This is a genomic window from Leptothrix ochracea, from assembly GCF_041083635.1.
Lineage (GTDB): Bacteria > Pseudomonadota > Gammaproteobacteria > Burkholderiales > Burkholderiaceae_C > Sphaerotilus > Sphaerotilus ochraceus.
The window spans coordinates 74,019-97,330 of sequence record NZ_JBFPHB010000023.1 but is presented as its reverse complement, the minus strand read 5'-3'; the positions used below and the strand labels follow the sequence as shown (position 1 = coordinate 97,330).

Below are 23,312 nucleotides of genomic sequence, written 5' to 3'. Positions count from 1 at the left end.
GGCCATTGGCGCCGTTGGCCAAAGCCAAGCCCAAGGCAGCGGGAGCAACGGTATCGAGGGTGAAGCTGAGCGAGGCGGTGGGCGAGACGTTGCCGGCGGCATCGGTCTGGCGGACATCGACGGTGTGTGCAGCGTTGGCGGTGGGTGCGGTGTAGCTCGAAGCCCAAGCGCCGCCATCGACGCGGTACTCGACCAAAGCGCCGACTTCGGGGGTCAAGGCTGCAAGAGCGGCGCTGTTGGTGAGGCCATTGGCGCCGTTGGCCAAGGCCAAGCCCAAGGCAGCGGGAGCGACGGTGTCAAGGGTGAAGCTCAGGGTGCCCGGGTTGGAAACATGGCCGGTGCTGGTGTCGATCTGGCGAACTTGGAGGGTGTAGCTGCCATTTTGTGTGGGGGCGGTATAGCTTGCGGACCATGCGCCGCCATTCAGGCTGTATTCGACGATCGCGCCGGTGAGGATGCCAGAGAGACTGATGCCTGCTTGATTGGTGATGTGGTCGCCCACGGTGCCGGAGTCTTGGCTCAGGGTGATCCCGGGAGTGGGTGCGCCGGGCGTGGTCAGGGCTGCTGGCGTTGAGAAGCTGGAGGTGTTGCCCGCCGCGTCTGTGAGGCTGGCCAGAGCCTGATAGGTGGTGTTGGGAGGGAGCGTGCCGGTATTCAGGGACAACTGCAGCGTGTGCGTGCTCAGATTCAGCGCCGTGACGGCTTGTGTCACTGTTTGTACGGTTGAGCCCGTTTGATCGCGCAGCGTCAGCGTCAGTGAGTCGCCCACCACCGCATCTATGGGCAGGCTCACGTTGACGGTGGTGCCGTTACCGTTGGGGCTGAGATTCAGTTGGGGCGCCGATGGGGCGGTGACGTCGAGATGGAAGCTGCTCGTGTTGCTGGCCAAGGCGGTGGTGCCGGCTTGGTTGACGCTGATCTGATAGGTGTTGTCCGTCAGATTGTTGGAGCCCAGAAACTTGGTGATGGATCCTGCGTTGATATCCGCTTGAGTCAGGACGTAGTTGACCGTTTCAAGAGCCGTGCCACTTTGGGCCACCGAGAACGTCAGGGTTTGGCCGGCAACCATCGTGCTCGGCAGCGTGACGTCCACCACCATGACATGTGGTGCCCCAGCCGCGTGACTGATCGAGAAGACCAATGGCGGCGTGGTGCCCGTCGCGGTTGGAGATAGGGATGAGTTCGTATTTGGAGGTTGTGTGGCGTTGTTCATGGACGTGGCCGCGACCACGCCGAAAGCTACCGCACCCAACATGGGCATCAATTCGCCCATGACCGTGCTACCGGCGGCGACACTTGCATCACTGCTACCGCTTGCGACAGCACTGCCCAGGTACTCCATCGGCTGGGCCAGAGCGAGAGGCGCTGGGTCGCTGGCAATGAACGTGGCATCGGCGACTGTCAGCATCATGGCGGGTTCGTGCAAGGCCGAGTAGCGCAGGCTGTCTTCGCGGCCGGCCGATTCATGGCCCATCGTGCCCGGATCAACGGCCTCTGCGCCATCCGAGATGTCGGCGCCGAAGGTGTCCTCATCGAGGGTTTCTGCCGTCTCGACCGAGTTCGTCGCGATCAAGTCCTCGTCCGTCCCGTCCGTGTCAGGGGTCTGTCCCAGACGATGGCGTGCTGCTGGTGTCACCGGCGCCGTGGGATGGCCTTCGTGGCGCGGTGGCGTCACTGGTAAACCACCATGATTCGAACCCTGTGTCGGGACGGCGGCGGGCATCACGGACGGATTGACTGTGGACTCGTTCATGTTTTGGCTCGGAAAGACGGACGTGCGGGCTTGTTCCAACGAATTTTTGCAAGACTAACCGACAACGCTTAGGGTGTCGTGTCAGAAAAATGAACGAAAGATGTGACCTGCTTGATCAAGCATGAGGGTGCACAACATGCCGTAAATCGAAGGCTCGTGAACGCGACAGTTCGGCCTTCGCGCGTAGAAAGAATCGTTTCATGGCATGGTGTGTTGCACACTGTGGCGCCAAATCAACACTTGCTAGGCGTCAGTCGTCGCATGGAATCTTTTCTTCTCTCCACGGGCATCGTGGCTTTGGCCGAAATCGGCGACAAGACCCAACTGCTGGCGTTGATCTTGGCGGCGCGCTTTCGCCGGCCGGTGCCGATCATCTTGGGCATCTTGGTGGCGACGCTGGCCAATCACGCTTTGGCGGCGTCGTTGGGGTCTTGGGTGACGTCCTTGCTCAGCCCCAATGTGTTGCGCTGGGTCTTGGGGGGCTCGTTCATCGCCATGGCGCTGTGGACCTTGGTCCCCGACACCTTTGACGAGGATGACGCCAAGCTCGCATCGTTGGGCGGCGTGTTTGGCACCACCTTGGTGGCGTTCTTCTTGGCCGAGATGGGCGACAAAACCCAGGTGGCGACGGTGGCCTTGGCGGCGCAGTACCAAGCCATCGTGGCGGTGGTGGCCGGCACCACCTTGGGCATGCTGATCGCCAACGTGCCAGCGGTTTTGCTGGGGGAGCGCATCGCCCATCGCATCCCAGTCAAGCTGGTTCACGGCATCGCAGCGGCGATTTTTGCGGTGCTGGGCGTGCTGACGCTGGTTTCAGGCCAGATGTTTAGCGGCTTCGCGCACGCTCAAGGCTGACAGGCGAGTGCTTTCTTGATCCAAGAAGCGCCGCACGCCTTCGGGGTCGTGGCGAGCGTGGTCGCGCAAAGCCCAGCCGATGGCTTTGCGGATGAAGAAATCACGCTCTGGGGCGAGTTGGCGGGCAAAGCGATAAAGCCGCCGCGTGTCGGTTTCAGTGCGCCAACCCAACTGGTGAATCATGGCGATGCGTCGCACCCACAGCGAGGGGTGTTCCAAGGCGGCATCCATGCAGCGCTGCGCGTCGGGGTGGGTGCGCCGCGCCACGCGGACCACATCACCCACCACGCTCGCGAGGCCATCGACCGAATCCCACCAAGAGCGTTGTTGCGCCAAGGCCAGCAGCCCCTCGATCTCATCCAAGCCCAGATGCTTCACCTGCCGAGCCAGAACATCGATGCCGACATAGGTGTATTCCCGTTCAGGCAGCGCCCACAGGGCTTGGACGTGGGCCAGCAGCTCAGCGCCAGACATCTTGGATGAATCCTTGGCGAGGTCGCGCACCAGCGTCTTCGTGGCTTGGCGTCGCAGTGGGGTGTTCACACCCAGAAAGGGAAACTGGTCGCGCATATAGGCGCGCATGCCCACCGCCCGCTCGGCATCAGCCAAGGGCACCAAGGTGGCGCGCACGGTGTGGACGAAAGTCTCAGGGGTGATGGACATGGGGAGACTCCTGAAAGAGGGACGTCCAAACAAAAAGGCCCCGAAGGACCTTTTTGATATCGCTTGCGTCGTCACGCGAGCGATGAAAGCCATCCCTTGCGGGATGCAGCCATCACTTGCTGGCAGCGTGTTCGTGCTTCTCGGCCTTTTCCTTCTTAGCGTGTTTGGCTTCCTTCTTTTCAGCCTTTTCGCCAGAAGCAGCCGCTTCGTGAGCTTCAGCCTTTTCCTTCTTGGCGTGCTTAGCAGCCTTCGAAGCAGCGCTGGCCGGAGCTTGTGCAGCGGCCGGAGCAGCAGCCTTCTTCTCTTCCTTCTTTTCGACCTTGGCCGAAGCGGAGGCTGCCTCAGCAGACTTGGCCGGTGCGTCAGCGGCGAAAGCGCCAGCGGCGAACAGGGAAGCGATCAGGGCAGCAAGAAGTTTGTTCATGATCAAGTGACAGATGTCATTTAGGTTGAGGTACTCACACAACGCTGAACGGACCGATTCGGTTGACAAGCGAATGCTTCGACGTCTGATGATCGTTTGGGAGGCCCAAAAGCAAAAGGCCCCGAAGGGCCCTTTCTTGAATCAAAACGCCCGCAGGCGTCAGATCACTTGCTGGCCGAAGCGGCAGCAGCCTTGGCCGACTTCTTCTTGGCAGCGTGCTTCTTGTGCTTAGCCTTGGCCTTGGCCGGAGCAGCAGCCACTTCCGGAGCCTTGGCAGCAGCGGGAGCCATATCAGCGGCGAAGGCGCCCATGGCGAACACGGAGGCAATCAGGGCAGCGAGGATCTTGTTCATGATGGTTTCCTGGGGGTGAGTTTGGTAGGAGGTACTCACACAACGCGGCTCGATCAGCCTCGGTTGACGCTGTTTTGAAAGATTTTTGTCAGCCTGGCTAGTCTTCTACCAGCCACCCATCCATTCGCTTGTTTACCCATCCAAAGCCTAGATGCTCCTGCTCTAGTCGCAGTCCTTCACGGATGCAGTTATCGCGCAGATCGTTGTACAGGCCCAGCTCCGTTGGTGTGAGCCGATGTAGGTTGCTCCGTTGTGGCGCGTCTTCCCGCCCCCAGAAGGGGCTATGAGCTTCCAGTGTGGATCTATCCATCAGGAGGGATTCGACATGGGAGAAGTGGCCTCGCAGTTGGTCTAGGATGGCGAAGCCGTGGGTGTCGATATCGCCCCAGTAGTGGATGGAGCAGTTCTTTAACCAATGGCTGCGGGCTAAGGCCTCCCAACCGTAACCCGCGCCGAAGATGACGATGGCTTCACGAACCTGGGGAAATGCTAGAAAATTGGTCTCGTTCTCGGTGATGAAAATGTGCTTCACCGGGAGTGTCAAGCGGCTGAAGCTGTCAGCATCCAGAGTCACATCGGGGCATGTTGAGCCGGGCATGGCTTGAATCGCTGGGTCAAGCACTCGGAAGCGAACCCGCAGTGGCTTGTCTAAAAAGCCGTAACGGGCAGCAAACTGGTTCACACCGGTTTTGGTCGCGTCTATCGCAGTCGGGGGTAGCACCAAGTCAAACAAATCGGCCAGAACGCTGCGATGGGTTTCGATGAATTTGCTGTGCATGCCTGGCAAGTCCACCTGTCGCAAGTAAATGCTCGGGCGCGGATGATCAACAATCCAAGCCACAACCGCCAGCAATCGGGGCCATTCGGTGCACAGTTCTAGTGCCTGCAAGGGGCGCTTTTCCAGCCAAGACAGCAAGGCGGGGTGCGTTTGCCGGGTTGCTGAGACTTGCGCCCAAAAGAGATCCCACTCGCGGCGTTTGCCCAGCCAAGCCAACGCATCCGCCATGGTTTCGACCCAAGCGCTCGCGGGCAGTTTCTGTGCCCCTTGGACGCGGTGTCGAACCTCCTGCCACTCTATACGGACCGAATCCACAGTTGTCCATTCAGCGGTCCAAGCGCGAACAGCATCAAAGTGATCGGTGATGTCCGCTGAATTTGGGGACTTAAGTGTCATGCGCAAAGGAAAGCGCACATGACCCGTGACCGCATCTCGTAGGAGTTCGCCGCGCTCCCACAGTCGCATCAATTGCATTTTCAATGCCTTCGGGTTGGTCCACGGTGTCATTGCACCAACTCCCGCTTGGCTTGTTGCTGCTGCGTCAAGGCCCTCTGCTCCCGGTACGCTTCAATGGATAAGTTGCGTAGTTTGGAGGCCCGCCCGTCCTCGTTATGGACGAAGCCAACACTGGATACGTATGGCTCGATGATGTGGATCTTCTGCAGCGGCGTCACGATGAGCAGTTGCAGGTTGAGTTGCTGGAAAAGCCTCAGGCCGTATTGCGCGGATTCGTCCGAGCCGCGACCAAAAGCCTCGTCGATCACCACGAAACGAAACGAGCGCGAGCGCACCGCACCCCATTCCAGTCCGAATTGATAGGCCAAGCTGGCGGCCAAAATGGTGTAAGCCAGCTTCTCCTTCTGACCCCCTGACTTGCCACCGGAGTCCGAGTAATGCTCGTGTTCGCTGTGATCCTCACGCCAGCGTTCGCTGGCGGCAAATAGGAACCAGTTGCGCACATCCGTGACTTTGGTGGTCCAACGACGGTCTTGTTCTGACAGCCCCTCCCGTCCTCGAAAACGGTCGATGATCGTCTTGACATTCAGGAATTTGGTTTCGGAGTACTGGGTGTCATCCGTACTCCCCATCGAACCTGTCAACGCCCCCTCTGTGCAGGCCCGCAATTCTTGCTGGAAGGCACGGATCTCGGCATCGTGATTGGCTTGAGATTCCAACACGATGTAGCGCCCCGGGTTGTAGTCGATCTGGCTCAGAGATTTGTTGATGTGATGGATGCGCTCTTTGATGGTCTCGCGCTCACGGGCCAACTGAGCGTTGAAGTTGGCGATCTCGTTGATGGTGTTGACGTTCAGCAGTTCTTTGAACCGGGCCAAGAAACGCGGCAGGTCGTCCTGGTTCAACTGAGTGAGCAAGCCTTCATATTCGAAGCTAGCTTCCAAACTGGCGTCGATGTCGGCCGTTTCGAGCTTGAAGGCCTCCTTGAACGACGCCATCGCCTTGATGATTTTCTCGGCTAGGCGTTTGAGTCTCAGATCTTGTGCGTCAATTTGTGTTTGTAGCCAAGTGCGTACGTCCTGCTCACGGTTGTCGCAGGATTCCACAGTCAGTGGATGCTCGCCCAAGGCCTGTGTACGTATTGATTCCATGGTGCCGAAGAGGACGGCATCGATGGCGACGTCCTGAACAACCAGCAATGCCGTCCGCTGACGCAGATCTTGGGCATCCGAGCGGCGCTGCTCCACCTTGGCACGCCGGTCACGTGCAGATTGCCGGTCATTTTCAGTGCTCCTGAGTGCTTGTTGCAGCTCCCGCAGGCGCTCATGCAATGGTTTGAGGACGTCGGAAGCCTGTTCTAGTTTTCGGTGTTCATCCGCCAAAGCGGCAATGGCCGCTGCCACGCTGGCCCAATCGAGTTCGTCGAAGTTCGTGAACTCTTCGAGCCTTGTCAGTGCATCGAGCCGGTCCTGTAACTTCTTGCGCTCAGCGTCGATCTTGCTGATATGGCTACCCACGTCACCGAGGTGGCTTTCGAGTTGACGACGCTTGACTTCCAGCACAGCAATCTTGGCGCTATTGCTCCAGCCGAGCACGTATCGGCTGCGATCATCAAGACGATGTCTGTCGTCTTTTTCGTGACGCCCGCTCGGCTCTTTAATCTGTCCCGCGCAGGTAATGGCGCGCGTCTCTCTACGGAATTGCTCCTGCGTGGCGCAACACGCCATATCAAAGCGGGCACCAAGCTCGCGTTCCAGCCAGTCATAGTGGGGTGAATCTGGCTTGACGGCGAGCTTGCGCACCAATGAGTCGCGGTGCAGTTCCGGTAGTTCGGACGTCTTGCGGGCACGGACGTGAAAGTAGACTAAGCGCCCACGCAGAGAGCTGCTATCCACCCATTCGGCCACCGCCTTGTAGTGCATATCGGGCACCAGCAAGGCCAGACCGAAATTTCGCATTAGTCGTTCGGCTGCACCTTCCCAATCGCGTTCGTTTTCCCGCACTTGGATCAATTCGCCGACAAAAGGCATGTCGTCCACATCCAGCCCCAGTGCAGTACACAGCGCAGAGCGGATGCGGATCTGCTGATCGTCGATGTTGCTGCGTCGGCGTTTAAGGCTGTCGATTTCAGTCGTCAGTTGCGTGTGTTCCTGCTTGCCATGACGCAAGGTCACGCCGTGTTCGGTCAGGGTGTTTTGCAGGTCGGCATCACGGTTTCGGGCCTCTTCGCGCCAGTTTTTGAACTGCGCCCGCTGCGCAGTAAATGCGGTGTCGTCGGGCGCCGTGGCCTCGCCCAGCACGGTTGCCAATGCGTGGTAACGCCCGGCTTTGATTTTGCGTGTATCCCGGAGTTGTTCTTTTTTTCGGATGTCGGCCGCGAGCCGTTCTAGGCGGTCGCCGCCGTTGTCGTTGATCGCCTGCTTTAGTTCATCGACTTGGCTGCCTTGATCTTCGCGTGTGTTGTCCAGCCGACGTACCTGCGCGTCAATCTTCTCCCATTCTTCGTGCAGCAGGCCTAGGCGCTTGTCGATCAGGCCGAGCTTGAGGTTGGCAAAATGAGATCGAAGACTATCCCTGCATCTGCGTAAATCATCGACGTCGGTGACCAACGTACTGTGGCGGCCACAATCGGCGATCAGTGGTGTGAGCAACGCCACCTGCTGTTGGGCCTTGAGTACGGCCTGATGGGCGCGGTTGAGGTCATCGAAATGCCCGATCAACGCTTGAATACGCGGTGCAACTTCGAAAGGCTCCAGCATGTGACTACGCACGAAGTCGGTTAGGTTGCCGACCGACTTCATCGACACTGTTTGGTGAAACAGCTCCAACGCTTGATCATTCTCAATACCAAAACGCCGACGAAACCAAGCCGCATAGGGTGGAAAACTGTCGTGCAGATCGGCACTCAAGCCACGCAGCTTCTTGCGCAACTGGGCCATATCGGAACCGAAGTTAGCGAAATCGGAGGCAATTGACAGCGCGCGCTCTGCACCCAGAAAGAAACGTGCCGGCTGTCCCTGCATGTCTTTCATCCAGAACACCTGCGCTAGGCTCACCGTCTGGTCGTAACCCGCGTTGTGAAAGACACCCAAGATGACCGAGTAGCCATTCTGGTCGCGCAAGCTCACCGGCTTGGCGGCCCCCGTGGTCTCGTTGCGCTCGGACTTGTAGTGCCCAAGCACGTAGGAGCGCAAGGTCCGCTCCTTGCTGTCAGCGCCAGCTGCCTTGTTGTAGGTGATTCGGTGGGCTGGCACCAGCAAGGTGGTGATGGCGTCCACGAGCGTGGACTTGCCGGAACCGATGTCGCCCGTGAGCAGGCCATTCTTGCCATCCAATGGCAGTGCCCACACTCGGCCGTCGAAGGTGCCCCAGTTAAACACTTCCAGCCGGGTGAGCCGGAAACCCGACAAGGCATCGTCGGCCACAAAGTCCAACCCTAAGGACGATGCCTCACTCATCCCGCGCCTCCTTGTGGGACCCTGTACCCGACAAAGCGGACTGGTAGACCGCCAGCCGGGCATCGAATTCGGCCAGCCATTGAGCGTCGACAAAAGCCTTCAGGATGCGTCGCACTTCGTAGCTTGCCGGGCCAGATAAAGCCCCGCCGACAGATTTGAGTTTTTGTAAAAATCCCAACTCAACCACCTTGTTGATTGTGGTTTCAGTCTGGTCGATCAGCTTCGCTTCGTTCGGGCCGTCGGGGAGGAACACCCGCACCAGTTCCACGATGTCGTCGCGGCTCATCACCAGCCGTGTGCTGCCGCTGCCAGCGTCGAATTCCGCCAGCTTCTTGCGCAGCAAGGCAAGCAACAAACTCACCGGAAAGGACAAGGGTCGGCGTGCTACCAAGCGCGGTAATCGGGGCGCTGGGTCGTCGTCAGCAGGCTCTGGCCGGCCTTTGAGAAAGGCATAGCCCTCGGCTTCGTCTAGCACCAAATCAAGGTTTAGCACCACGACGTAGTCACGCACCCGTGCTTGCAGATTCAGGAGTGCCGCCCATTGATGTTCGTCATCATCACGGTAGAGCACGCTTTTGAGCAGCCCGATCAGCAAGACCGATAAATCAGGGATGGGCGCGACTATCGGATGCGCTGTGGTTGTTTTCTTTGATAATTTTTCTTCCATCCCTAGCCTCAAATCTTGTTCTTGTTCAACGCATGAAAATCACCCGAGGTAGCCGGGCGCAGCGGGTCAGCGCCCCACCATCAGCTGCCACGGTCTCCCACCGGATGGGCTCAGGTGTGGCTTCATCCACTACGGTGTTGGGAAGCTCACTACCCAATTGAAGATAGGTCACCAGCTCGGCTAAGCCCTGTTGCAAGGGCTGGCTGGAGACCAGTTCGCTCAGGGTGATCTGCGCCCGGTTCTGCAAGGCGTGGCGGATATGGCGTGTCAAACGTGCTTTGTCCACTACGACTTGATCGAAGAGCGACGAAGGGTCGATGTCCTCTTCTTCTGCTTGGAGGGTCAGATGGGCGATGACCGGCTTGATCACTGGGGTGAACAAAGGGCGCTCCATGGCCAAGTCGATGTCGGCCTGAGCTTGCGCGATCTCTATCACGGTGCCCGTTGGCGGTACGTCACGCAGAGCGAGGGCCTTGCTCTCAATGCCGTGCAGGATGTCCATGATGCGGCGGTTTTCCAGCCACGCCTGATCATCCAGAAAGCGCCGCAATTGCTGCGATAAAGCGGCAACCGTGCGCTGGGCATGCTCACCAGCTTCCATCCAGTCGTAGTGCACGCGGCGCATTCGGCCGTTGGTTTTCAGCTCTGCCACGGCAGGTAGTGCCAAGACGTGATCCAGTAATTCGGTCAATTCCTCCTGTCGACGGCTGGACAGCAGAAAGTCCCAAAACGCGCGGAAGCTCTTGCCTTGGTCCGAGTCGGCAATTGCATCGCGCTCGCCCATGATGTCTTCCAGCAATGCGCCCTTGCTACCTTCCCACAAAGCAATGCGCTCGCGTACGCGTCGGTCTAACTGGCGGAAGTTGTGCTCCACCTCGCGGAAGTCAGCCAGCAATTCCCGTGCACCCTGCATGAACTGCTGGAAGCGATCTTTCAGTGCCGTGTCATCCAATAGGGGCACATCGCCCGATAGTACCTGCGCGATCTCGGCATCGATTTCGTCACGTTTCTTGTGCAACTCGGCGATGCGTTTGGCTGGGTCGGCCTCGCTGCCCGCGCTCATCTGCTTGAGTAAATCAAACAACGTCAGCAAGCGCGATTCGGTGCCGACGAACTGTCGCTCAGACAATTGCGCCAACCAAGCGATGGCTTTTTCAGTTGCTGGAGTCAGATCAAATTGCGCCTCGTCGGTGCCAGAGCGGTAGAACTTGCGTAGCCAGCCTTTGTCGGCAGCAGCCCAATCGTTCAGGTAGTCGAGAGCAGGCTTGGGGAAAGCGGTCTCGCCCTTGTTATCCAGTTGCAGGCGCAAAGCATACAGTTCGTCTTCCAGCATCTCGGCCAGATCGGCGGCAGCCATCACCCGCACATTGGGAACCACAAACACACGGTGTAGGAAGCTCACTACCAGCGGCGCGTGCGGTGAGACCAGCAACCGCCACGCGGGGTGGTGAGTGCGTAGTGCGTCGAGAGTGGTGAAGTCGAGGATCACGGAGCCGTTCGCTTAGCAAGACAGGCCGGATGGTGGCAATCGGCATCGGTAAGCACGGGGAAGACTCACACGCATGGAGGGGAATAGCAACGGTTTTTGTGGGGCAGGGCGGCTTTGTTCCCCGCATTGTTCCCCGCATTGCCGTGTGCTGTAAAGAGTGATCCTGATTCAACCTGACAAGAAAAAAGCCCCTAAGCAGTGTGTTTGCCTAGGGGCTTGATCCGTTCTGATTGGTCGTGAGACCTTGATTTGGTGGAGCCGGCGGGAATCGAACCCGCGTCCGCAAGCCATCCTCAGGCAGTTCTACATGCGTAGTTCTCTGATTTGAGTCTTACGCTGCTGGCGGGCAGGAACACCCTTCAGACAACGCCAGTCACTATTTCTTGTAGACGACTGAGTGACCCCATCGCCTACCAGCCCATGTGAATTACCTCTCAGCTCTTGCGAGCCCGGCCCATCGGCCAACCGTTGAGAGGCTCACCGGTATTAAGCGGCGAGAGCGAACGTAGAGTCGTTTGCAGTTACTTTGTTTCCAGTGGTTTTACGAGCGGACTGGTGCTCGGCATGCCCTACTCCAATTCCGCACCCACGTCGAAACCAGGTCGGCCCCAGAAGGGAGAGGCGATTCTAGTACAGCTTCAAAAGCGGTAGCAGATCGGCTGGGGTGTGGGCGATGTGCGCAGCCCCCCAAGCGTCGATGGATTCGCCTGCGCCAAGGTAGCCCCAAGCGGCGGCGATGGTGGGCATGTGGGCGGCGTGGCCGGCTTGGATGTCGCGCAGATCGTCGCCCACATAGAGCGCGTCTTGTGGGCGCAGGCCCAAGCGGCGAGCGGCCTCAAGCAGGGGATCGGGCGCGGGCTTGGGACGTGGCGTGGTGTCGCCGCAGATGACGACGCTGGCGCGGCGGTGCAGATCCAAGGTGCTCAGCAACGGGCTGACGAAGCGCTCGGCTTTGTTGGTGACGATGCCCCAAGGCTGGCCGTGGTGTTCGAGATGCCTCAGCACCGCGTCCATGCCCTCAAACAAACGGGTGTGCTGGGCCAAGTTGCGCTCGTAGGTGTCGAGAAACTGCTGTTTGCAGGTTTCGAAATCGTCATCCAGCATCGTGAGACCCAAGGCTACACCGAGCAAGCCCCGCGCCCCGGCACCGGTCATGGGGCGATAGAGCGCGGTGGGCAAGGGCGGCAGATCTCGCAAGGCGCGCACATGGTTGGCGGCAGCGGCCAAGTCGGGCGCGCTATCGACCAAGGTGCCGTCAAGGTCGAATAAAACGGCGCGGCTCATCCGTTCAGCACGGGTCGGCGGCTGTGCAGCAGGTAGTTCACACCGACATCCATCTCTAGGCTGAAGCGCTGGGTGAAGGGGTTGTAGCGCATGCCTTTGAGCTGTTCGACGTCCAGTCCGGCGTCGCGGCACAGCGTGGCCAGTTCGCTGGGGCGCAGGAAACGGGCGTATTCATGGGTGCCACGCGGCAGCATGTTGAGCACGTACTCTGCGCCGACGATGGCCAGCCAAAAGGCTTTGGGACTGCGGTGGATGGTGGAGAAAAAGACGTGACCGCCCGGTTTGACCAAGGCCGCACAGGCGTGAACGATTGAAGCCGGGTCCGGCACGTGCTCCAGCATTTCCATGCACGTCACGATGTCGTATTGCCCCGGCTCGGCATCGGCCAGTGCTTCGACCGCGATTTCACGGTAGTGGAGGTGTCCGACTTGCTGCTCCATGGCATGCAACTGCGCCACCCGCAAGGAGCGCTGCGCCAGATCGATGCCGAGCACTTCGGCGCCTTGGCGGGCCATGGATTCGCTCAGAATGCCGCCGCCACAGCCCACATCCAGCACCTTCTTGCCGGTCAGGGGGCCGGCGATCTGCTCAATCCAGCCGAGGCGCAAGGGGTTGAGCTGGTGCAAAGGACGGAACTCGCTTTGCGGATCCCACCACTTGTGGGCCAGTTCACTGAACTTGGCCAGTTCTTTGAGATCAACGTTCGAAGTGCTCATGAGCGGTACCGCCAGTTATTTTTTGGTGGCCATGGCCCCATTGATCTCGATCTCGACACGCCGATTCTTGGCACGACCTTCGCGGGTGGCGTTGTCGGCAATGGGTTTGAGTTCGCCTTCGCCGTAGGACTTGATTTTTTCAGCGGGCACGCCGCGTGAAATCAGGTATTGCCGAATCGATTCGGCCCGGCGTTGTGAGAGCTTTTGGTTGTAACTCTCGGGACCATCGGAATCGGTGTGACCGTAGATGCCCACCGACTCGATACGGATGTCCTTGAGACGGTCAGCCAGCAAATCGAGCTTGCGACGGGCAACATCGACGGCTTGACGCTCTTCTTCAGTGACGATTTTTTTGAGCGTGCGCACGTTATCAACGCGCAGATCCGAACGGTCAAAAGCGAAGAAGGAGTCCGCCGCAAAGACCACGTGAGAGGGATCGAGGACTTTGGGAAGCCCCGCAGATTTTCCAGCGGGTGGGGCGGCGATCGGGAGATCGGCATTCGGTCCGTCAGGGCTTGTGGGCCCATCGGGGATTGCCGGCGCAGCCGTTTTGGAGGCCGGGGATTTCTCCCGGGCCACAACCTGCTCTTCGAGTGCTGCCGCTTGGCTGTTCACTTTCGCGCCAGCAGCCCAAGAGGGGGCGGCGGTCGAGGTGAGCACGGCCGCGCAGGTCAAGGTCAAGGCAAGGGGGCTGAATCGTTTCATGGAGGATTTCCTAGCGATGTCAAAAGCTCATCGACGCAACGCGCCACGGCCGATTATTCATCGGCTGTGGCGTGACACCAAACAGAGCCCCCTTGATTCTTCGATCAGGGCTTGCGTGTGCCGGTGACGTCGAACTCAACGCGACGGTTCTTGGCCTGACCTTGCGGCGTGCTGTTGTCCGCGATCGGCTGCTTGGCGGCCATGCCTTCGGTGTGGACCAACTTGGCATCCACACCCTTGGAAACCAAGTATTTCTTGACCGATTCACCGCGGGCCTTGGAGAGCTTTTCGTTCATGGCTTCCTTGCCGGTGTTGTCGGTGTGGCCGGTCACGACAATCTTGTCCACCTTGACGTCCTTGAGCTTGGCAACGAGGCTGTCAAGCTTGCTCTTGGCGTCGGCGGTCAGATCAGAGCGACCCTTGGCGAAGGAGCTGTCACCTTCAAGCGCAAACGGAGCGATGGGCTTCGGGGCCGCTACAGGCGCAGGGGCTGGAGCGGGGGCAGGGGCCACGACCACCGGGGCTGGCACCACCACAGGCACCACGACTGGCGCAGGAGCGGGGGCAGGGGCGGGTGCAGGTGCCGGAGCAGGGGCCGGTGCTGGCTTGGGAGCCGGAGCTGGAACGACCGGAGCGGGGGCGGGTGCCGGGGCTGCTGCGACCACGGGTGCTGGGGCGCCATCACAGGTGGCCGCAGCGGTGGCTGAGGTCCAGTTGGCATCACGCCAGCAGTATTCGTTGGTGCCATTGCGCCAGACGGTGCCGTCCGTGGCGCGCCAGTTGTCGATGCGGGCTGGGGCGGTGCTGGGTGCGACGCCGGTGGCGCAGGCGGTCAGGGCGAGGGCATTCACAAGCAGCAGAACGCGGGTTTTGGGGCTCATCGTCGTCATTGGTGGTCTCCGAAAGGGGGTGACAAAAGGAAAAAATCACAGCTGGCGCGAAAAAAACACATCTGCTGGCCGAGGTTGCGATTCTGCCACGCAGCAATTTCATGGGCCTGTCCCGCATTTGAGGGTCTGGCCTCGTAGAATCGCGAGCTCACACGCCCTCCTCCGGGTGCATGCCCGGGGGGGCTTACCGGCTATCTGGAATCGCTTTCTTCATCGCATGACCCAATTTGCCAAAGAGACTCTGCCGATCAGCCTCGAAGAGGAGATGCGGCGCTCGTACCTTGACTACGCCATGAGCGTGATTGTTGGGCGGGCTTTGCCGGATGCGCGCGACGGCTTGAAGCCGGTGCATCGGCGCGTGCTGTTTGCGATGCACGAACTCAACAACGACTGGAACCGACCGTACAAAAAGTCGGCCCGTATCGTCGGTGACGTCATCGGTAAATATCACCCCCACGGTGACACGGCGGTGTACGACACCATCGTGCGGATGGCGCAGGACTTTTCGTTGCGCCACATGCTGGTCGATGGCCAAGGCAACTTCGGTTCGGTCGATGGTGATAACGCGGCAGCGATGCGGTACACCGAAATCCGTCTGGCCAAGATCGCGCACGAGATGCTGGCCGATATCGACAAGGAAACGGTCGATTTCGGGCCCAACTATGACGGCTCGGAAAAAGAGCCGCTGGTGCTGCCGAGCCGCTTGCCCAATCTGTTGGTGAATGGTTCGTCGGGCATTGCCGTGGGCATGGCCACCAACATCCCGCCGCACAACTTGAACGAAGTGGTGGATGCGTGTTTGCACCTGCTCAAGGTGCCGGAGGCGACCATCGACGAGTTGATGGAGATCATCCCGGCGCCGGACTTCCCGACGGCTGGGATCATTTATGGCCTGACCGGCGTGCGCGAAGGCTATCGCACCGGCCGAGGTCGGGTGGTGATGCGCGCCAAGGTGCATTTTGAGGACATCGACCGGGGCTCGCGCCAAGCGATCATCGTCGATGAAATCCCGTACCAAGTGAACAAGAAGACGCTGCTTGAGCGCATCGCCGAGCTGGTGCACGAAAAGAAGATTGACGGCATCAGTCACTTGCAAGACGAGTCGGACAAGTCCGGCATGCGGGTGGTGATTGAGTTGAAGCGTGGTGAAGTGCCCGAGGTGGTGCTGAACAACCTGTACAAACAGACCCAGCTTCAAGATAGCTTCGGCATGAACATGGTGGCGTTGATCGATGGTCAGCCCAAACTGTGCAACCTGAAGCAGTTGCTGGATATCTTCTTGGAGCACCGCCGCGAGGTGGTGACGCGGCGCACGGTGTACGAGTTGCGCCGGGCGCGTGAGCGCGGCCACGTGCTTGAAGGGCTGGCCGTGGCACTGGCCAACATCGACGAATTCATCGAAACCATCAAGCAGTCGCCCACACCACCCGTGGCCAAGGCGGCCTTGATGAGCAAGGGCTGGGATTCCTCCTTGGTGCGCGAGATGCTCTCCCGGGCCGAAGGCCACGCCATGGGCGGGCGAGCCGCATACCGCCCCGAAGGGCTGCCGCAGCATTTCGGTTTGCAAGACGACGGGTTGTACCGGCTCTCGGACGATCAAGCGGGTGAAATCTTGCAGATGCGTTTGCAACGCCTCACGGGCCTTGAGCAAGACCGCATCGTGGGCGAATACAAAGACGTGATGGCGCAGATCACTGATCTGCTCGACATCTTGGCGCAGCCCGAGCGCGTCACCGGCATCATTGCGCAAGAGTTGACTGCGCTGAAGCTGGAGTTTGCACAGACCAAACTCGGCACGCGTCGCAGTGTGATCGAGCACAACGCCCAAGACTTGGGCACCGAAGACCTCATCACCCCGACCGACATGGTGGTGACGCTTTCGCACACCGGCTACATCAAGAGCCAGCCGCTGGCCGAGTACCGCTCGCAAAAGCGCGGGGGCCGGGGCAAGCAGGCGGCAACGACCAAGGATGACGACTGGATCGATCAGCTCTTCATCGCCAACACCCATGACTGGATCCTGTGCTTCAGTGATCGCGGTCGGGTGTACTGGTTGAAGGTCTGGGAAGTGCCCCAAGGCGGTCGCGCCAGCCGAGGCAAGCCGATCGTCAACATGTTCCCGCTGCAACCCGACGAAAAGATCACCGTTGTCTTGCCGCTCACGGGCGAGTTCCGCAGCTTCCCGGCCGATCACTACGTCTTCATGTGCACGGCGCTGGGCACGGTCAAAAAGACCGCGCTGGATGACTTCAGCAACCCGCGCAAGGCCGGCATCATCGCGGTCGATCTTGATCCGTCCGACTACCTCATCGGTGCAGCGCTGACCGATGGCAAGCACGACGTGATGCTGTTCTCAGACGGCGGCAAGGCGGTGCGCTTCGACGAAAACGATGTTCGGCCGATGGGCCGCCAAGCGCGCGGTGTGCGCGGTATGGCGCTTGAAGAGGGCCAGAACGTGATTGCCATGCTGGTGGCGGAGGACGAAACCCAGAGCGTGCTGACCGCAACCGTGAACGGTTTTGGAAAACGGACCTCCATCAGCGACTACACCCGTCATGGGCGTGGAACCAAGGGCATGATCGCGATCCAGCAAAGCGAGCGAAATGGCCGCGTGGTGGCTGCGACCTTGGTTCGCCCGGAAGACGAGATCATGTTGATCACCGATCGGGGCGTCTTGGTACGCACCCGGGTGGCTGAAATTCGTGAGCTTGGCCGGGCCACACAAGGGGTGACCTTGATGGCGCTCGATGCCGGCTCGCAGCTTTGTGGCTTGCAGCGCATTGTTGAAAACGATGCGTCTTCACCCGACACAGAGTCGGAAATTGATATGTCCGGGGATACCGGAGGGGAAAACGTATGACCATTCGCGATCTGATCACCGCTGTTGCCTTGTGTGTCTCTGCTGTGGGTGTGGCCATGGCCGCAGAGACCGGCGCTATGGACACCAAGCCTGCCGCTAAGCAGGCCACGAAGCCGGTTGCAAAGCCGGCAGCCAAATCATCACCGGCCAAAAAAGCGTTGGTGCAAAAGGCCTTGAAGCTTCAACAATCGGGCATTGAAAGCATGGCTCAGGCTTTGGTGGAAAACCCGGCTGGCGGCATGTTGCAGCAAGGCTTGCAGTTTGCGGCTCAGTTCCCGGCCGAAAAGCGCGATGCTGCGGTCAAGGCTTTGCAGGCTGACTTCCAAAAATACGTCAAAGACAACGTGCCGACGTGGAAGAAGAAGATCGTCGAGTTGGCTCCAAGCACCTTTGGCGCAACCCTCGAAGAGCAGTTCGACGAAAAAGAGCTGCAACAGTTGGTGGCTTGGCTAGAGTCTCCCGTGGCTCAAAAGTACCAACATGTGTCGCCGGATATCCAGCGTGCCTTGGCCGATGCTCTGCTCAAGGACATGGGCCCAGCGTTGCAGCCCAAGCTGCTTGAGTTGCACAAAACCATGGGTGAGCATCTGGGCGTGCAGTCACAAGCTGCCGCTGCGCCTGCCGCATCTGCTGCGCCTGCCGCAAGCAAATAACGAAAAAGGTCGCCCAGCGCATCAAGATCATGGCTAACCGCCCGTATAACTTTTCTGCCGGCCCGGCTGTATTGCCGGAAGAGGTGCTGCGCCAGGCGGCTGATGAAATGCTCGATTGGCACGGTGCCGGTATGAGCGTGATGGAGATGAGCCATCGGGGTCGGGAGTTTCTCTCGATCTGCGAGCAGGCTGAATCTGATTTGCGCGACTTGCTGGCGGTGCCGGAGCATTTCCGCATCCTGTTCATGCAAGGGGGCGGTCTGGGGCAGAACGCCATCGTCCCCATGAACCTTTCGCGTGGCGCCGAAGCTGATTTCATCGTGACCGGCTCTTGGTCGCAGAAATCAGCCGAAGAGGCTGCGCGTTACTGCCAAGCGGGCATTGCTGCGGCCACCGAATCGGGGGCACATCTCTCCATCCCTGATCCTGCTTCGTGGGTGTTGCGCCCCCAAGCTTCGTATGTTCATCTGTGCAGCAACGAAACCATCGATGGGATTGAGTTCCAGCAGCTGCCTGATCTGGCCGCCTTGGGCTCAAACGCATCGTTGGTGATCGATTGCTCCTCGCACATCTTGTCGCGCACGATCGATTGGTCGAAGGTGGGCTTGGCCTTTGCAGGGGCCCAGAAGAACATCGGCCCCGCAGGGTTGACCATCGTGATCGTGCGTGAGGATCTCCTTGGTCGGGCGATGTCGATCTGCCCCACGGTCTTCAACTACAAGAAGGTGGCCGAGGCCGGGTCGATGTACAACACGCCCCCGACCTACGCCATCTACATGGCCGGGTTGGTGTTCCAGTGGGTCAAGCGTCAAGGGGGTGTGGCTGAGATGGAGCGGCGCGCGATTGAGCGCTCCAACTTGCTTTACCAGTTCATAGATGCGTCTAACTTCTACGTCAATCGGGTCGCTCCGGCAGCCCGTTCGCGCATGAATGTGCCCTTTGCGCTGCGTGACGAAAGTCTGAACGAAGCGTTCTTGGCGGGTGCTCGCGCCAAGGGCTTGGTGCAGTTGCGCGGTCACAAGAGTGTGGGCGGCATGCGGGCTTCCCTTTACAACGCGATGCCCGTCAAGGGTGTGCGCGCCTTGGTGGCTTATATGCGTGAATTCACGGTGTCGCATGGCTGATTTGTCGAGCTCTTTGCCGTTGCCCACGCTGGCCCAATTGCGCCAGCAGATTGATCAAGTCGATGCTGATTTGTTGGCGCTGCTCAACCGGCGCGCCCGGTTGGCGCAGACGGTGGGTGAGGTCAAGAAGCACGAAGGCTCGGTGGTGTTCCGGCCCGAGCGCGAGGCCCAGGTGATTGACGGCCTCAAGGCACTCAACGCCGGTCCGATCAAGAGCGACAGCATTGCGCCGATCTGGCGTGAAGTCATGAGCGCTTGCCGGGCTTTGGAAACCCCGATTCGGGTGGCCTATCTCGGTCCCGCTGGCACCTTCAGCGAGCAAGCCGCCTTGGGCTATTTCGGCTCATCCATCGTGCGTGTGCCGTGTCCGAGCATCGACGAGGTGTTTCGGGCGACGACCGCTGGTGCGGCTGATTTTGGCGTGGTGCCGGTGGAAAATTCCACCGAAGGGGTGGTGGCCCGTTCGCTGGATTTGTTCCTGAACACCGCTTTGTTCATCATGGGCGAGACGAGTCTGGCGGTGCGGCACAACTTGTTGTGCAAGCAAACCGGTCCTGACGCCTTGCAAAGCATCACGGCGGTTTGCGCACATCCCCAAGCTTTGGCGCAGTGTCACGGCTGGCTCAGCACCCATCTGCCGCATGTGGAGCGGCGTCCGGTGTCGAGCAATGCCGAAGGTGCTCGACTGGCGAGTCTGGATCCAAGCTTGGCGGCTTTGGCCAGCGAGCGGGCCGCCAGTGAGTGGGGTCTGCACGTGGTTGAGCCCGCCATCCAAGACGATCCGAGCAATCGGACGCGTTTTGCGATCGTGGCGCATCCGGATCGGCAAAGTGTTCCTGCGGTTTCAGGCCATGATTGCATCAGTTTGGTGGTCTCCGTGGTGAATCAGCCGGGAGCGGTGCACGACATGCTGGTGCCCCTGAAGCAGCACGGCGTTTCACTCACGCGGCTCGAATCGCGCCCGGCGCGTTCGGGTCAGTGGGAGTACTACTTCTACATGGATTTGCAGGGGCATCCCGATCATCCCGCCGTGGCTGCTGCCCTCAAGGAGTTGCGTGCGGTGTGCGCTTTCTTCAAGCTTTTGGGCACGTACCCGATCGATGTGCACTGACATGAACGCCATCGTCGGTCTTTTCGGGATTTGCGGATAAATCAGATGTTCAAACAGCTTGGCGTGATTGGTTGTGGCCTGATGGGCGGCAGTTTTGCGCTGGCGCTTAAACGCGCTGGGCTGGTCAAGTGGGTGGTGGGTTACAGCAAGTCGCCGTCAACCACTGAGCGGGCCAAGAAACTGGGCGTCATTGATGTGGCGGCTGAGTCGGCTTTGTTGGCCGTTTCTGGCTCTGATTTGGTGCTGCTGGCGGTGCCCGTGTCGGCGACGGAAGCGACCTTCAAGGCCATTCGCCATTTGGGCGACAGCAAGACGCTGTTCATGGATGTTGGCTCGACCAAACGCGATGTGGTCGATGCCGCGCGCCGCGTCCTCAAGGACAAGATTCGTAACTTTGTGCCGGCGCATCCGATTGCTGGCAAGGAAGTGGCCGGTGTCGAACACGCCGATGCGCAGCTTTATCAAGGTCGGCAAGTCATCCTGACACCCTTGCAGCAAACCGATCCCGAGCAAGTCCAGCGCGCCACCGATGTTTGGTCAGCCATCGGCTGCCAAGTGTTGCGCATGACGCCTGAGAACCACGACGCGGCTTTTGCCGCCGTGAGCCATCTGCCGCACGCTTTGGCCTTTGCCTATTTCAACGCCATGGTGTCGCAGCCCGCAGGGCGGGAGTTCCTCTCTCTGGCGGGGCCGGGTTTTCGTGATTTCACCCGGATCGCCGCCAGCGATCCAACGGTTTGGCGCGATATCTTGATGAGCAACCGCGAAGAGGTGCTCAAGCAGTCGCAACGTTTTCGACACGCCTTGGATGCCTTTGAGCATGTGCTCAAGTCCGGTAATCTGGAGGCGCTTGAAGACTTGATCCGCCACGCTTCGACGGCGCGCGCCAGTTGGCAGATGAGTTCTCGTCCCGGCAGTCAGCGTTGACCACGCTAGGCGACCGGTTCTTTCCTTGTTTTTGGCTTCTTTCGGGGGCTCCTGACCGGGCCCGCCGCATCCGGCATGTACGCGATTCCCTTTCTTGATCTCCCCGCCGTGACTTCTGCCGGCGGCTGTGTCCAGTTGCCTGGCTCAAAGAGTATTTCCAATCGGCTGCTGTTGCTGGCGGGTTTGAGCGAGGGACAGACCGAGCTGATCGATCTGCTCGACTCGGATGACACCCACGTGATGTTGGCCGCGTTGACGGCCTTGGGCTGTGTGATCGAGCGCGAGGGGCGCATCACCCGCATCACCGGCTTGGCCGGGCGGCCAGCGGTGGCGACAGCGGATCTGTTTCTCGGCAATGCCGGCACCGCCATGCGGCCGCTGACGGCTGCCTTGGCGGTCTTGGCGGCTCGCCTCGGGGGCAACTACACGGTGCGTGGTGTCGTGCGCATGCACGAGCGCCCGATTGGCGACTTGGTCGATGCCTTGCGCGCTTTGGGCTGCGTGGTCGATTGTTTGGGCAAGGAAGGCTTTCCACCGCTACGGCTGGCTGGAGGCAGTTTGGACCTGAGTGCGCCGGTGCAAGTGCGTGGTGACGTGTCGAGCCAGTTTCTGACCGCCTTGCTGTTGGCTTTGCCGTTGGGGGTGGCGCACGCTCCGGCGGTGATCGAAGTGGTGGGTGAGTTGATCTCGAAGCCGTACATCGAGATCACGCTCAACTTGCTGGCCCGCTTTGGCATCCGGGTCGAGCGTGAGGGTTGGCAGCGCTTCACCATTCCTGCCGGCAGCCGCTATCGCACCCCCGGTCGGGTGCATGTCGAGGCAGATGCTTCGTCGGCGTCGTATTTCATCGCCATGGGGGCTTTGGCCGCTGTGGATGAGCCAGTGCGTATTGAGGGCTTGGGCACCGAGTCGATCCAAGGGGATATTCGCTTCATTGAGGCGGCCCAAGCCATGGGCGCGCAGATCGCGAGCGGACCGAACTGGCTGGAAATTCGCCGAGGCATGTGGCCCTTGCGCGGCGTGACGCTCGATTGCAACCACATCCCTGACGCTGCCATGACGTTGGCGGTGATGGCGCTCTACGCCGATTCGCCGACTTTGCTGACCAACATCGGCAGCTGGCGCGTCAAAGAGACTGACCGTATCGCCGCCATGGCCACCGAGTTGCGCAAACTCGGCGCTGAGGTCGAAGAGGGTGCCGACTTCCTCGTCATCATCCCGCCCAAGCGACTGCAAGCGGCGGCGATCCATACCTACGACGACCATCGCATGGCGATGTGCTTGTCCTTGGCGGCTTTCAATCCGCTTTTGGCGACCCAAGGTGCGCCGGTGGCGGTGCGGATCTTGGATCCGAAATGCGTGGCCAAGACCTTTCCCGATTACTTCGAGGCGTTCTTCGAGCTGGCCGCGACCGAGCCCGACCATGTGCCGGTGCTGACTTTGGACGGTCCGACCGCTTCGGGCAAAGGGACGTTGGCGGCGGCGGTGGCCGAGCGGCTTGGCTATCACACCCTCGATTCGGGTTCGCTCTATCGTGTGACCGCCTTGTCTGCACAAATGCAAGGCGTGGTCGCCGAGGACGAAGCGGGTTTGGCGCAGGTTGCTGAGGGCTTGGATCTGCGTTTTGAAGGCACGCGTCTTTATTTGGCGGGCAACGAAGTCAGCGATCAGTTGCGCGAAGAAAGCATCGGCGTCATGGCTTCAAAGATTTCGGCCTGGCCGGCGGTTCGGGCCGCTTTGACCGATTTGCAGCATTGCTTTCGGCGTTTACCCGGCTTGGTGGCTGACGGGCGTGATATGGGGACCGTGATTTTCCCCGATGCGCCGCTGAAGGTTTTCCTCACGGCAACGCCCACAGCGCGCGCTGAGCGGCGCTATAAGCAATTGATTTCCATAGGATTTCCTGCTAACCTCGCGGCCCTTCGGACGGATTTGGAAGCTCGTGACGCACGCGATCGAACGCGCGCAGTTGCCCCCCTCCAGCCGGCTGAAGAGGCGTTGCTGTTGGACAACTCGACCCTGAGCATCGAAGCATCGGTGGAACAGGTTCTGGCTTGGTGGCAGCAGCGTCGTCCGGCGTCGTTCCAGTAACGGCGCCGTGTGTGGGTCCGGTGTCCTCCTGCCGTGCCGCAAGGCATATATCGGG

At 60.0% G+C, this 23,312-nt stretch carries 19 protein-coding genes and 1 other RNA gene; 7 read left to right on the top strand and 13 right to left on the bottom strand.

Translation table 11 applies throughout. The annotated features are described in order from the left end of the window. The coding region (locus tag AB3X39_RS09690; protein WP_369417166.1) for an Ig-like domain repeat protein at window positions 1–1,753 on the bottom strand (1,753 nt) is incomplete at its 3' end. Window positions 1,754–2,014: 261 nt separating this feature from the next. Between AB3X39_RS09690 and AB3X39_RS09685 the strand changes: the two genes are divergently transcribed. After that, complete coding sequence (locus tag AB3X39_RS09685; RefSeq protein WP_369417165.1) at window positions 2,015–2,608, top strand: TMEM165/GDT1 family protein; 594 nt, start codon at window positions 2,015–2,017, stop codon at window positions 2,606–2,608. Here the strand turns inward: AB3X39_RS09685 and AB3X39_RS09680 are convergent. The 12 genes from AB3X39_RS09680 to AB3X39_RS09625 form a co-directional block, all read right to left on the bottom strand. Beyond that, entirely contained in the window at window positions 2,567–3,271 is a 705-nt protein-coding gene (locus tag AB3X39_RS09680) for a DNA alkylation repair protein (protein WP_369417164.1), read from the bottom strand. The two genes, AB3X39_RS09685 and AB3X39_RS09680, sit on opposite strands and share 42 nt — an antisense overlap. Window positions 3,272–3,383: 112 nt before the next feature. Then, window positions 3,384–3,695 (bottom strand): cell envelope biogenesis protein TolA, encoded by a 312-nt coding sequence (locus tag AB3X39_RS09675; RefSeq protein WP_369417163.1) that lies wholly within the window; start codon window positions 3,693–3,695, stop codon window positions 3,384–3,386. 164 nt (window positions 3,696–3,859) lie between these two features. Further along, the gene (locus tag AB3X39_RS09670) at window positions 3,860–4,048 is read right to left on the bottom strand and encodes a hypothetical protein (RefSeq protein ID WP_369417162.1); all 189 of its coding nucleotides are present in this window, start codon (window positions 4,046–4,048) and stop codon (window positions 3,860–3,862) included. 97 nt (window positions 4,049–4,145) lie between these two features. Then, window positions 4,146–5,333, bottom strand: coding sequence for a DUF3322 domain-containing protein (locus AB3X39_RS09665; protein ID WP_369417161.1), 1,188 nt, complete (start codon window positions 5,331–5,333; stop codon window positions 4,146–4,148). Beyond that, window positions 5,330–8,740 (bottom strand): ATP-binding protein, encoded by a 3,411-nt coding sequence (locus AB3X39_RS09660; protein ID WP_369417160.1) that lies wholly within the window; start codon window positions 8,738–8,740, stop codon window positions 5,330–5,332. The genes AB3X39_RS09665 and AB3X39_RS09660 overlap by 4 nt, the downstream gene beginning before the upstream one ends. Beyond that, window positions 8,733–9,407 (bottom strand): DUF4194 domain-containing protein, encoded by a 675-nt coding sequence (locus AB3X39_RS09655; protein WP_369417170.1) that lies wholly within the window; start codon window positions 9,405–9,407, stop codon window positions 8,733–8,735. The genes AB3X39_RS09660 and AB3X39_RS09655 overlap by 8 nt, the downstream gene beginning before the upstream one ends. Before the next feature lie 25 nt (window positions 9,408–9,432). Continuing rightward, on the bottom strand, window positions 9,433–10,896 hold the full coding sequence (locus AB3X39_RS09650) for a DUF3375 domain-containing protein (protein ID WP_369417159.1): 1,464 nt from the start codon (window positions 10,894–10,896) through the stop codon (window positions 9,433–9,435). Window positions 10,897–11,146: 250 nt separating this feature from the next. Then, window positions 11,147–11,506, bottom strand: a transfer-messenger RNA (tmRNA) gene (gene ssrA, locus AB3X39_RS09645). Window positions 11,507–11,523: 17 nt separating this feature from the next. Then, a complete protein-coding gene (gph, locus tag AB3X39_RS09640; protein WP_369417158.1) occupies window positions 11,524–12,180 on the bottom strand; it encodes a phosphoglycolate phosphatase in 657 nt (218 codons plus the stop codon). Further along, window positions 12,177–12,896: a bifunctional 2-polyprenyl-6-hydroxyphenol methylase/3-demethylubiquinol 3-O-methyltransferase UbiG gene (gene ubiG, locus AB3X39_RS09635; RefSeq protein ID WP_369417157.1), complete on the bottom strand. Its 720-nt coding sequence runs from the start codon at window positions 12,894–12,896 to the stop codon at window positions 12,177–12,179. The genes gph and ubiG overlap by 4 nt, the downstream gene beginning before the upstream one ends. 15 nt (window positions 12,897–12,911) lie before the next feature. Then, the gene (locus AB3X39_RS09630; protein WP_369417156.1) at window positions 12,912–13,601 is read right to left on the bottom strand and encodes an OmpA family protein; all 690 of its coding nucleotides are present in this window, start codon (window positions 13,599–13,601) and stop codon (window positions 12,912–12,914) included. 104 nt (window positions 13,602–13,705) lie between these two features. After that, on the bottom strand, window positions 13,706–14,491 hold the full coding sequence (locus AB3X39_RS09625; protein WP_369417155.1) for an OmpA family protein: 786 nt from the start codon (window positions 14,489–14,491) through the stop codon (window positions 13,706–13,708). Window positions 14,492–14,708: 217 nt separating this feature from the next. Here AB3X39_RS09625 and gyrA point away from each other — a divergent pair, with 217 nt between their 5' ends. The 6 genes from gyrA (at window position 14,709) to AB3X39_RS09595 (ending at window position 23,257) form a co-directional block, all read left to right on the top strand. Beyond that, a complete protein-coding gene (gene gyrA, locus AB3X39_RS09620) occupies window positions 14,709–17,351 on the top strand; it encodes a DNA gyrase subunit A (protein WP_369417154.1) in 2,643 nt (880 codons plus the stop codon). Continuing rightward, window positions 17,348–18,004 (top strand): DUF2059 domain-containing protein, encoded by a 657-nt coding sequence (locus AB3X39_RS09615; protein WP_369417153.1) that lies wholly within the window; start codon window positions 17,348–17,350, stop codon window positions 18,002–18,004. Before gyrA ends, AB3X39_RS09615 begins: the two co-directional genes overlap by 4 nt. Before the next feature lie 29 nt (window positions 18,005–18,033). Then, a complete protein-coding gene (gene serC / locus AB3X39_RS09610; RefSeq protein ID WP_369417152.1) occupies window positions 18,034–19,128 on the top strand; it encodes a 3-phosphoserine/phosphohydroxythreonine transaminase in 1,095 nt (364 codons plus the stop codon). Next, on the top strand, window positions 19,121–20,239 hold the full coding sequence (gene pheA / locus AB3X39_RS09605) for a prephenate dehydratase (protein ID WP_369417151.1): 1,119 nt from the start codon (window positions 19,121–19,123) through the stop codon (window positions 20,237–20,239). Before serC ends, pheA begins: the two co-directional genes overlap by 8 nt. A gap of 45 nt (window positions 20,240–20,284) precedes the next feature. After that, window positions 20,285–21,166, top strand: a complete 882-nt coding sequence (locus AB3X39_RS09600; protein WP_369417150.1) for a prephenate dehydrogenase — start codon at window positions 20,285–20,287, stop codon at window positions 21,164–21,166. A 75-nt stretch (window positions 21,167–21,241) separates the two neighbouring features. Further along, window positions 21,242–23,257 (top strand): bifunctional 3-phosphoshikimate 1-carboxyvinyltransferase/cytidylate kinase, encoded by a 2,016-nt coding sequence (locus tag AB3X39_RS09595; RefSeq protein WP_369417149.1) that lies wholly within the window; start codon window positions 21,242–21,244, stop codon window positions 23,255–23,257. The last annotated feature ends 55 nt before the right edge of the window (window positions 23,258–23,312 follow it).

Excerpts from the sequence above, each read along its gene's own strand:
- AB3X39_RS09615 (WP_369417153.1), top strand. The coding sequence starts at position 17,348 with ATGACCATTCGCGATCTGATCACCGCTGTTGCCTTGTGTGTCTCTGCT.
- ubiG (WP_369417157.1), bottom strand. The coding sequence starts at position 12,896 with ATGAGCACTTCGAACGTTGATCTCAAAGAACTGGCCAAGTTCAGTGAA.
- AB3X39_RS09660 (WP_369417160.1), bottom strand. The coding sequence starts at position 8,740 with ATGAGTGAGGCATCGTCCTTAGGGTTGGACTTTGTGGCCGACGATGCC.
- AB3X39_RS09655 (WP_369417170.1), bottom strand. The coding sequence starts at position 9,407 with ATGGAAGAAAAATTATCAAAGAAAACAACCACAGCGCATCCGATAGTC.
- serC (WP_369417152.1), top strand. The coding sequence starts at position 18,034 with ATGGCTAACCGCCCGTATAACTTTTCTGCCGGCCCGGCTGTATTGCCG.
- AB3X39_RS09675 (WP_369417163.1), bottom strand. The coding sequence starts at position 3,695 with ATGAACAAACTTCTTGCTGCCCTGATCGCTTCCCTGTTCGCCGCTGGC.
- AB3X39_RS09595 (WP_369417149.1), top strand. The coding sequence starts at position 21,242 with ATGTACGCGATTCCCTTTCTTGATCTCCCCGCCGTGACTTCTGCCGGC.
- pheA (WP_369417151.1), top strand. The coding sequence starts at position 19,121 with ATGGCTGATTTGTCGAGCTCTTTGCCGTTGCCCACGCTGGCCCAATTG.
- AB3X39_RS09630 (WP_369417156.1), bottom strand. The coding sequence starts at position 13,601 with ATGAAACGATTCAGCCCCCTTGCCTTGACCTTGACCTGCGCGGCCGTG.
- gph (WP_369417158.1), bottom strand. The coding sequence starts at position 12,180 with ATGAGCCGCGCCGTTTTATTCGACCTTGACGGCACCTTGGTCGATAGC.
- gyrA (WP_369417154.1), top strand. The coding sequence starts at position 14,709 with ATGACCCAATTTGCCAAAGAGACTCTGCCGATCAGCCTCGAAGAGGAG.
- AB3X39_RS09670 (WP_369417162.1), bottom strand. The coding sequence starts at position 4,048 with ATGAACAAGATCCTCGCTGCCCTGATTGCCTCCGTGTTCGCCATGGGC.
- AB3X39_RS09685 (WP_369417165.1), top strand. The coding sequence starts at position 2,015 with ATGGAATCTTTTCTTCTCTCCACGGGCATCGTGGCTTTGGCCGAAATC.
- AB3X39_RS09680 (WP_369417164.1), bottom strand. The coding sequence starts at position 3,271 with ATGTCCATCACCCCTGAGACTTTCGTCCACACCGTGCGCGCCACCTTG.
- AB3X39_RS09665 (WP_369417161.1), bottom strand. The coding sequence starts at position 5,333 with ATGACACCGTGGACCAACCCGAAGGCATTGAAAATGCAATTGATGCGA.
- AB3X39_RS09600 (WP_369417150.1), top strand. The coding sequence starts at position 20,285 with ATGTTCAAACAGCTTGGCGTGATTGGTTGTGGCCTGATGGGCGGCAGT.
- AB3X39_RS09625 (WP_369417155.1), bottom strand. The coding sequence starts at position 14,491 with ATGACGACGATGAGCCCCAAAACCCGCGTTCTGCTGCTTGTGAATGCC.